Annotated in this window: 1 protein-coding gene and 1 pseudogene; both read right to left on the bottom strand. The window is 59.0% G+C overall.

Annotation, left to right across the window (positions count from 1 at the left end; genetic code table 11):
• Positions 1-69: 69 nt before the first annotated feature.
• Positions 70-294, bottom strand: a pseudogene (locus tag OC373_RS18710) (transposase); the annotation flags it as partial.
• 60 nt (positions 295-354) lie between these two features.
• On the bottom strand, positions 355-609 hold the full coding sequence (locus tag OC373_RS18715; RefSeq protein WP_046272522.1) for a helix-turn-helix domain-containing protein: 255 nt from the start codon (positions 607-609) through the stop codon (positions 355-357).
• Positions 610-848 lie beyond the last annotated feature (239 nt).

Consider the following 848-nt stretch of genomic DNA (forward strand, 5'->3'; position numbering starts at 1 on the left):
TTCTTCCTGAAGATCCGGGCGGCCTTCCCCGGAGTTGGGTGAAGAACCTTTTTTTAGGATGTCTCGCTATTCAGTGACTCTGCGTAGCTCAGCCTTGAGGCGGCGCACTTCCGCGTTCTGGTCCTGCTCGACACGCCGGCCAACATCGCCTTTGCCTTGTTGCCGCTTCCAGCCGTAAAGACTATGGATCGACACGCCCAGTCGCTCGGCAACCTCCGCTACCGGACGGCCGTACTCAACGATCTGTCGGACCGCCTCGATCTTGAACTCATCGGTGTACCGCTTCGTGCTCATAACCACCTCCGCCTAAGCCATAGTTTATGGCTGCGAGGTGTCTACGGAACCCTGGGCGATTCACTCGAGCCCAAGCAGCGCCTGCACTTCAGCCGTAGTTGGCTTGGACGCAGGCACCACTGTCAGCTCGCCGCCCATCCTTTCCAATACCGCGACAACGGTCCCAATGGCGATCCCGGCAGCACCCTTCTCCAGCTCGATGATCGTTTTCCGGTTCACGCCTGCGGCTGCGGCTAGGTCCGACTGGCTCAGACCGCGCCGAATGCGCATGCTCTTGATCTGGTCGGCCAAGCGGAAGAGGATCATGTCTTTCATGTCCGTTATTCTACACATCCCGAGCCTCATGTCCGAAATTTCGGTCATTTTGAGCGCCGAGATCTCTAACACGGACGACTCAGTGCCCCGATCCCAATCAGCTTGGCCCCCAACGAGGAGCCGTCGGCGACTAGGGACCGTTATCGGGGGTAACAGGGCGGCTGCCAAGTGAAATGGAGCTTTAAGCTTTGGCAGACACGCGACCTACTTTGCGCCTTCCCCCTGTAGACGGCACCGAC

This window comes from Stenotrophomonas sp. Ste96, from assembly GCF_024519495.1.
Classification (GTDB): domain Bacteria; phylum Pseudomonadota; class Gammaproteobacteria; order Xanthomonadales; family Xanthomonadaceae; genus Stenotrophomonas; species Stenotrophomonas bentonitica_A.

Bases quoted from the DNA above. Each gene is read 5' to 3' on its own strand.
- OC373_RS18715 (WP_046272522.1), bottom strand. From the start codon at position 609: ATGAAAGACATGATCCTCTTCCGCTTGGCCGACCAGATCAAGAGCATG.